General features: G+C 68.2%; 8 protein-coding genes and 2 pseudogenes. 7 read left to right on the forward strand and 3 right to left on the reverse strand.

The window, feature by feature from the left end:
- The first annotated feature begins 94 nt into the window (after window positions 1-94).
- The 3 genes from MXD57_RS32120 (at window position 95) to MXD57_RS30870 (ending at window position 3,007) form a co-directional block, all read left to right on the forward strand.
- The gene (locus tag MXD57_RS32120) at window positions 95-835 is read left to right on the forward strand and encodes an IclR family transcriptional regulator (protein WP_374114767.1); all 741 of its coding nucleotides are present in this window, start codon (window positions 95-97) and stop codon (window positions 833-835) included.
- A gap of 107 nt (window positions 836-942) precedes the next feature.
- Window positions 943-1,959, forward strand: a complete 1,017-nt coding sequence (locus tag MXD57_RS30865) for a carbon-nitrogen hydrolase family protein (protein ID WP_250405517.1) — start codon at window positions 943-945, stop codon at window positions 1,957-1,959.
- Window positions 1,960-2,047: 88 nt separating this feature from the next.
- Window positions 2,048-3,007 (forward strand): serine/threonine dehydratase, encoded by a 960-nt coding sequence (locus tag MXD57_RS30870; protein ID WP_250405519.1) that lies wholly within the window; start codon window positions 2,048-2,050, stop codon window positions 3,005-3,007.
- A 292-nt stretch (window positions 3,008-3,299) separates the two neighbouring features.
- Here MXD57_RS30870 and MXD57_RS30875 read toward each other — a convergent pair.
- Window positions 3,300-3,653: pseudogene (locus MXD57_RS30875) on the reverse strand (transposase); the annotation flags it as partial.
- On the opposite strand from MXD57_RS30875, the pseudogene MXD57_RS31935 reads away from it, so the two are divergent.
- The 4 genes and pseudogenes from MXD57_RS31935 to MXD57_RS30890 all read left to right on the forward strand — a co-directional run.
- Window positions 3,649-4,044: pseudogene (locus MXD57_RS31935) on the forward strand (IS630 family transposase); the annotation flags it as partial. The pseudogenes MXD57_RS30875 and MXD57_RS31935 overlap by 5 nt on opposite strands.
- Window positions 4,045-4,116: 72 nt before the next feature.
- Entirely contained in the window at window positions 4,117-4,464 is a 348-nt protein-coding gene (locus tag MXD57_RS31940) for a transposase (protein ID WP_374114769.1), read from the forward strand.
- Complete coding sequence (locus MXD57_RS30885; RefSeq protein ID WP_250405523.1) at window positions 4,461-4,664, forward strand: hypothetical protein; 204 nt, start codon at window positions 4,461-4,463, stop codon at window positions 4,662-4,664. Before MXD57_RS31940 ends, MXD57_RS30885 begins: the two co-directional genes overlap by 4 nt.
- Window positions 4,661-5,173, forward strand: a complete 513-nt coding sequence (locus tag MXD57_RS30890) for a hypothetical protein (RefSeq protein ID WP_250405525.1) — start codon at window positions 4,661-4,663, stop codon at window positions 5,171-5,173. Before MXD57_RS30885 ends, MXD57_RS30890 begins: the two co-directional genes overlap by 4 nt.
- A gap of 403 nt (window positions 5,174-5,576) precedes the next feature.
- Here the strand turns inward: MXD57_RS30890 and MXD57_RS30895 are convergent, their stop codons facing one another.
- Complete coding sequence (locus MXD57_RS30895) at window positions 5,577-6,395, reverse strand: amidohydrolase family protein (protein WP_250405526.1); 819 nt, start codon at window positions 6,393-6,395, stop codon at window positions 5,577-5,579.
- Between the two features lie 57 nt (window positions 6,396-6,452).
- Window positions 6,453-6,886, reverse strand: a 434-nt coding sequence (locus tag MXD57_RS32125; protein ID WP_374114768.1) for a TetR/AcrR family transcriptional regulator, incomplete at its 5' end; no start/stop codon positions are given.

Here is a 6,886-nt window from a genome sequence, read left to right on the forward strand (position 1 = left end):
TCTTGGGCCGGGGACTTGCCCCGGGACCGGGGTCCGGGTTCAGAGCGGGGAGGCAAGCTGCCCGCCGGAGACGCACAGGGAAGAGGACGCATTGATGAGTGGACGCTCAGGGCGGCGCGGGGTCCTCGATGGTGCCTTTGCGATTCTTGGTGCTCTGGAGGCCCTCGATCCTCCTGTCCGCTGCGCGGAGATCGCGCGCGCGACGGGGATACCGAAGCAGACGGTGTCCCGGTTGCTGGCACAGCTGGAGTCGCATGGCGCCGTGGCCCGGGTCGGTGAGGGATTCAGTCTCGGATCGGGCCTGTTTCGCCTCGGGTCGCGCTGGTCGGGGGCCCAGCTGGCCGCGGTCGGGCAGCCCGTCCTGGCCGAGCTGCACCGACGGACGGGAGCGACCGTTCACCTCGCGGTCCTGGTGGACGACGCCGTTTGCTATGTGGCCAAGCTCGTGGGGCGTGACGGGGACATTGCGCCTTCACAGGTCGGACGCCTTCAGCCACCGGCCGGCAGCGCGGTCGGAAGGGTCCTCCTCGCGGGTCTTCCTTGGGAACAGCGCAAGCGCGTACTGGGAGCCGTGACCGATCAAGAAATCGTGAAACGCGCTCGTGCAGCCCTCGACGGATTCGCCCGCTCCGCCGTGGCTTTCGACCACGAACAGGTGAGTGCTGGGCTGTGCTGTGCCGCAGCGCCCGTCGTTGCCCGCGGCGGGGCCATCGCCGGGGCGCTGTCGGTGTCCGTCCCAGCGTCGCGGTCACTGTCCCCCTTGGCAGACCAGGTCCGTGCAGCCGCTCGGGCGCTTTCGCGGCTTGCGGGGCCGTCTCAGCCTGAACCGCCATGAACCGGGCTGCTCGTCTCGTTGCGGCCCCGGCCGGCTCGCGCCCTGCGTGTCCCACTGAATGGGTCGGTGGCTTCCCTGCCCGCGTAGCCGTTGGCACGCTGGCGGGCATGACCGGTGACGACAGTACTTACAGCAGCCCGGACACAGATTCTGGCCAGGCGAGAGTTGTTCGGGCCGGGGTGGTGCAGGCCGCGCCGGTTTCGTTCGATCCGGTGGCCACGTTGCGTGTTGTGGAGCGGTGGTTGTCCGAGGCGGCCGAGCGGAACCTGGATCTCGTGGTGTTCCCTGAGGCGTTCATCGGCGGGTACCCCAAGGGGTCTGCGTTCGGGGGAGTGGTGGGTGAGCGCACCACTGCCGGACGAGAGGAGTTCGCCCGGTACTGGAATGGCGCTGTGGAGGTGCCCGGCCCTGTCACGGATCGGCTGGGCGGGCTGGCGGCCGATGCCCGGACGCACCTGGTTGTCGGCGTCGTCGAACGCGACTACGGCACGCTCTACTGCACGGTCCTGTTCTTCTCCGACACGGGCGCCCTCATCGGGAAGCGACGCAAGCTCATGCCCACCGGCGCCGAGCGCATGATCTGGGGGTTCGGCGACGGCTCGACCCTTGAGGTGCACCGCACGAAGCTCGGCCGGCTCGGGGCCGTGATCTGTTGGGAAAACCTGATGCCGGCGACGCGGCTGGCCATGTATGCCCAGGGTATTGAACTGTACTGCGCGCCGACGGCGGACAGCAGGGAAAGCCACCATGCGACCATGCGTCATATCGCCATGGAAGGCCGATGCTTCGTGCTGGCGGCGAATCAGTGCCTGCGCACGAAGGACTTCCCCCCGGACCACCCCACGCCGTACGGCGACGACCCAGAACACCTCATCTCCCGAGGCGGCAGCAGCATCATCGGCCCGCTGGGCGAGGTACTCGCCGGGCCTGTCCTGGATGAGGAAGTCCTCCTGACCGCAGATCTCGACATGACGCGGATCCCATGGGCTCGCTATGACTTCGATGCAGTCGGCCACTATGCGCGCCCCGACATCTTCCGCCTCCACGTGGACACGACAAACCGTCGTGCCGTGCTGACCGGCGACACATCGACGGATGCCCCGCTGGCACCGGACTGTCTCTGACGGCATCACCCCTCGAGCATCAGTATCGACACACGACCGGCACCTCCATCCTCTCTCCGAGGCCTTCCGGCCCATTTGGACACCTCCCATGAATGCACAACCCGTCAACATCCCCTCTGCAAGCGACATCGCGGATGCATCCAGACGGATTCGCACCGTAACCCGCCGCACACCCGTACTGCAGGTGACGGCAGGGGAACTGGACATCCCCGTCCCCGTCACGTTGAAAATGGAATTCCTCCAGCACACCGGCTCCTTCAAGGTCCGCGGCGCGTCCAACGTACTCGCCCTCCTGCGCACCACGGACCGGGGTGTACCAGCCGCCGGCGTCTGCTGCGCCTCGGGGGGCAATCACGGGGCCGCCGTCGCCTGGGCGGCGCGCGAAGCCGGCTTGCGAGCGACTGTGTTTGTGCCCGACTTTGCGCCCACGGCCAAGACCGCGATCATCGAATCGCTCGGGGCGCGCCTGCGCCGAGTCGACGGCTTCTACGCCGATGCACTCGTGGCCAGCCAAGACCATGCCCGACGAGTGGGTGCTTTCCACGTCGACGCCTTTGACGACCCGCTGACCGTGGCGGGGCAAGGCACGCTCGGTCTGGAGCTCGCGGACCAGGTGCCCGAGGGCCGGCCTGTCCTGGTCGGGTGCGGTGGAGGAGGCCTATACGCAGGGACCGCCCTCGCACTGGCGGGGCGTAACCGCGTGATTGCAGTCGAACCATCCTCCGCACCCTCGCTCACGGCGGCGCTGGAGGAAGGAGAACCCGTGGACGTCGAAGTCGGCGGGATCGCCGTGGACAGCCTGGGTGCCCGCCGGGCGGGTCGTATCGCCACGGCTGTCGGCCTCTCGCTCGGTATGAAAACCCTCTCCGTACCAGACGAGGCAATCGCTGCCGCCCGCACCCTCCTCTGGCAGCGGCTACGTATCGTGGCCGAACCCGGCGGAGCCACCGCTCTCGCTGCGGTGCTTGTCCACTCCGAACACTTCCCGGACGGTGCGACTGTCGTCATCTCAGGAGCCAACACGGACCTTCCGGCGAGCGTTGGCTGAGATGGGCGAAGCGGCGACCGCCGTGTGGGTGGTCGGAGCTGCCTCGGGTTGACGGAGTGAACGGGCTAGGCGGCGAGTGAGCCTTCCCCAAGGCCGGGTAGTTGGCGTTTTCGCAGGTCACGCAAGGGGTGCCGTTTCCTGTGTGATTGCCGCGTAGCGTCCCGTGCGGACCCTCTTGATCATTCCTTTCTCGGTCCAGCGTGCGAGTTGTCGGTAGGTGGCAACGAGGGTGACGTCGACGAGGAGTTCGGTGATCTCCCGTGAGCGCCAGAGCCGTTCGGGTTCTGCCGGTCTGAGGGCTTCTGGGTTCGTAGAAGGTGCCGTCGCGGAGCATGGCGAACAGGACGCTGACGCGGTGGCGGACGAGTCGGAGCAGGGCCTGGGTGTGGGTTTTGCCTCTGGCCCGGCAGCGGTCGCAGTAGGTGCGGGAGGCGGGGTCGTGGAGGGCGGCGAACGCGGAGAGGAACATCGCTCGTTTGAGCTGTCGGTTCCCGCGTCGCGGAGCGTGTTCGCCGTGGATCGAGGTCTCGGACTGCTTGGTGGCCGGTGCAAGACCGGCGTAAGGGGCCAGGTGGGCGGCGGTCGGGAACGAGTTGCCGTCGTCGACGGTGGTCAGAAGGACTGCGGCGGTCCTGACCCCGATGCCGTTTTCGACCTGGAGCCTGGCCAAGCTGGCCGACTTGCTGGTCGCCGAGGGGGTGGTCGACGACATCAGCCACGAGGGCCTGCGGATTCTGCTCCGCGAGGAGGGCGTCTCCTTTCAACGCATAAAGCCCTGGAAGACCTCCCGCGACCCCGACTACGCCGCCAAGAAGGCCCGTGTCGAACACCCCTACGCGATCGCCGACGGCGAGGTCATACCCGAGGACGGTGAACCCCAAGTCGTCTTATGCCTGGCCGAGTTCGGCCCGCTCAACCTCCAGCCCCACCCCGGGCGGCAATGGACCGAGCGCAGCGGTCGGCGCAGGGACCCGGACCGGGAACCCCGGCCCCGCAGGCGGGCGACCTACGCCCGCCCGCACGGGGTCAGGCACCTGTTGGGACCTGTCCCCGGGTGGTGGACACCTCTGAGCCCGGCCCTGGTAGGGGCCGGGGAGGAGGGATCTCTTATGGTGATGAAGGTCTGCTCGCCCGATTTCAAGGCGGATGCTGTCGCGCTGTACCTGTCGGACCCGAGCCACACCTTCGAGGGCATCGGCAAGGACTTGGGCATCAGCTGGGAGACGCTGCGCAACTGGGTGCGGGCCGAGCGGGCCCGCCGTGGTGAGCGCGGCACGACGAGCATCAACACGAAGGAATTCCCGGTGAGCGAGGCCACGAAGCAGGAACTGGAGGCCGAGATAGCGGCCCTGCGCGCGGAGCTGAAGACCGTGCGCAAGGAGAACCAGAAACTGACCACCGAACGGGACATCCTCCGCAAGGCGACAGAGTTTTTCGCCACCGAGATGAACTGGTGAACCGCTTCAAGTTCATTGAGGACCACCACCACGCCTGGGGCGTGAAGCGGTTGTGTCACGTGCTGGAGGTCGCCCGCTCCAGCTTCTACGAATGGCGGGCCGGCCGCCAGGCCCGCGCCGCGCGCGAGCGGGCGGACGCCGCGCTCGCCGGGCGGATCAGTGCCGTGCACGCCGAGTGGGACGGCACCTCGACGCCGTGATCGCGGCCGACGGCCTCCGCTCGACCACTCGCTCACTGGTGCTCGATCCCGACCGGGTCACCACCTACGACACCGGCTGGGGCGGCTGGGTGGCCTGGACCGACACCGACGACGCATCCGACCTCTACGAGGAGACATGGGGCGCCGGCTCGTTCATCGGTGTCTATCCCGTGCTCGGCCGCACGGGCGTGTTCGTCGGCGGACCTCACGACGCCACCGCCGAGGGCCCGGCCGCCTTCGCCGAACGAGTCCAACGCGCCCTCCGCCATGTGGATACTCGCTGCGAACGTGCGTTGCGGGCTGTCGCCGATACTCCCGGCGCGTACTACTGGGACATGTCCGATGTCCGTGCCTCGACCTGGACCACAGAACGGTGGCCCTGCTCGGCGATGCCGCGGCGGGGTTCCTACCCACGGCCGGCGTCGGCGCGGCGATGGCGATGGAATCGGCCGCTTGTCTGGCGAGGAGACTGGGCACCAGCGAGGCAGCCTCGATACCGAGCGCACTGAGAGCCTACGAGCGCACGCAGCGCCCCCGCGTGGAGACCGCTCAGAACAACTCGCGCCAGCTCGCCCGGGTGATGTTCCGCCGCGGACGGATGGCCACAAGGGTGCGAGACGCGGTCACGCACTTCGTCGGCGTGAACCACCGCACTCGGCCCCCGCCGAACGCTGCTAGCCCAACGCGACCCGTCCTGAGACCGTTTCCTTTGCGGTGAGGCGGTTGTTGACCCGGCAGGGGGCACAGCTGCTCATCCTCCTCGCACAGCCTGCGCAGTTCCTCGCGTTCGGACTCGTCCAGCCCGCCCGCGGCCTCCGCCGTCGCTCGGGCCTCGGCCCGGTGGACCCAGGTCTGCGGAGAGTCGACCGGATCACTTGCGCCCGGCCACAGCGGAAGCCGGACCGAGGATGACTACAGGGTGAAGACGCGGCGGGCGTTACCGGCCAGGAAGAGATCGTGCGTCTCCTCGTCGAGCTCCAGGTGCTCCAGGTGCTCCAGCGCCTGGGCCGGAGTGATCATCGGATAGTTCGTGCCGAAGAGGACCTTGCGCCGCCCCCGGCCGCGCAGATAGTCGACGAGTTCTGCAGGGTAGCGGCGAACGGTGTAGGCGCTGGTGTCGATGTATACGTTGGCGTGCTTCTCCGCCACGGCGATCATCTCCGTCGTCCACGGGTATCCGATGTGCCCGCAGACGATGGTCAGCTCGGGGAAGTCCAGAGCGACCTGGTCGATGTAGGGGATGGGCCGGCCTGTCTCCGACGGGCGCAGCGGGCCGGTGTGGCCGACCTGGGTGCAGAAGGGGATGCCGAGGTCGACGCAGGCGGCGTACAGCGGGTAGTAGAGCCGGTCGGTGGGCGGGAGCTGCCACAGCCAGGGCACGATCCGCAGGCCCACGAACCCGAGTTCCTCCACAGCCCGGCGCAGCTCCCGCACGGCGTGGACCGGCCGGGTCAGGTCCACACCGGCCACCCCGCGCAGCATTCCGCCGGACTGGGCGACGAACCCCGCGACTTCGTCGTTGGTGATCAGTGGGCCCTGAGGTCCGTACCAAGCCGCAGACAGCCCGGCTTCCACGTCGGCTGCCTTCAGCGCGGCAACCGTCACCTCCACCGGCAGGGGATGCTCAAGGAGCTCCCGCCCGGTCCACCGCCGCAACGAGGCGAACATCTCGTGGTTGGAGTGACGCAACGTCGGATGCTGCATCCACGCATCGATGACCGGCACGGCCATGCTCCCTTCTCCCAGCCGCTGCCACGGGCAGACCCACGGCAGCGGCTGAGCGAACGCTTACCCGGACTCTAGTAGAAGATCGCCAGCGGAACTACCCGCCAGTAGCGGCAGGGTTGACGGTGAGCGCTGTGCGCTGTGCGCTGTTCGGCAGGGCTGCCCGGTCATGTCCTCGACGGAGAAGAGGGGTTTGAGAGTAGGGCGCGGAGCGCGGCTTCGATTTCTGCGCGGACTCGCGTCTGGTCGACAGCGTCGCCATCCCAGAACGGCGGGTCCGTCTTCGATGAGAATCAGCCTCGCCCCAGGCCGACTCACCTCATCCAGCCAGGCGAGGCACCCGGCGATCAGTCGCTCGTAACCGGTTGCACCCTCCGGCATGCGGTCCGCTGCACGAGCGATCGCGGCAGCGGCTTCACTTTCGTACACGGCCGCGATCACGTCGTCTCGCGATGGGAAGTGGTGGTACACGGCGCCCCTGCTGACGCCGGCGGCTC

The organism is Streptomyces cellostaticus (genome assembly GCF_023630175.1).
GTDB lineage: Bacteria > Actinomycetota > Actinomycetes > Streptomycetales > Streptomycetaceae > Streptomyces > Streptomyces cellostaticus_A.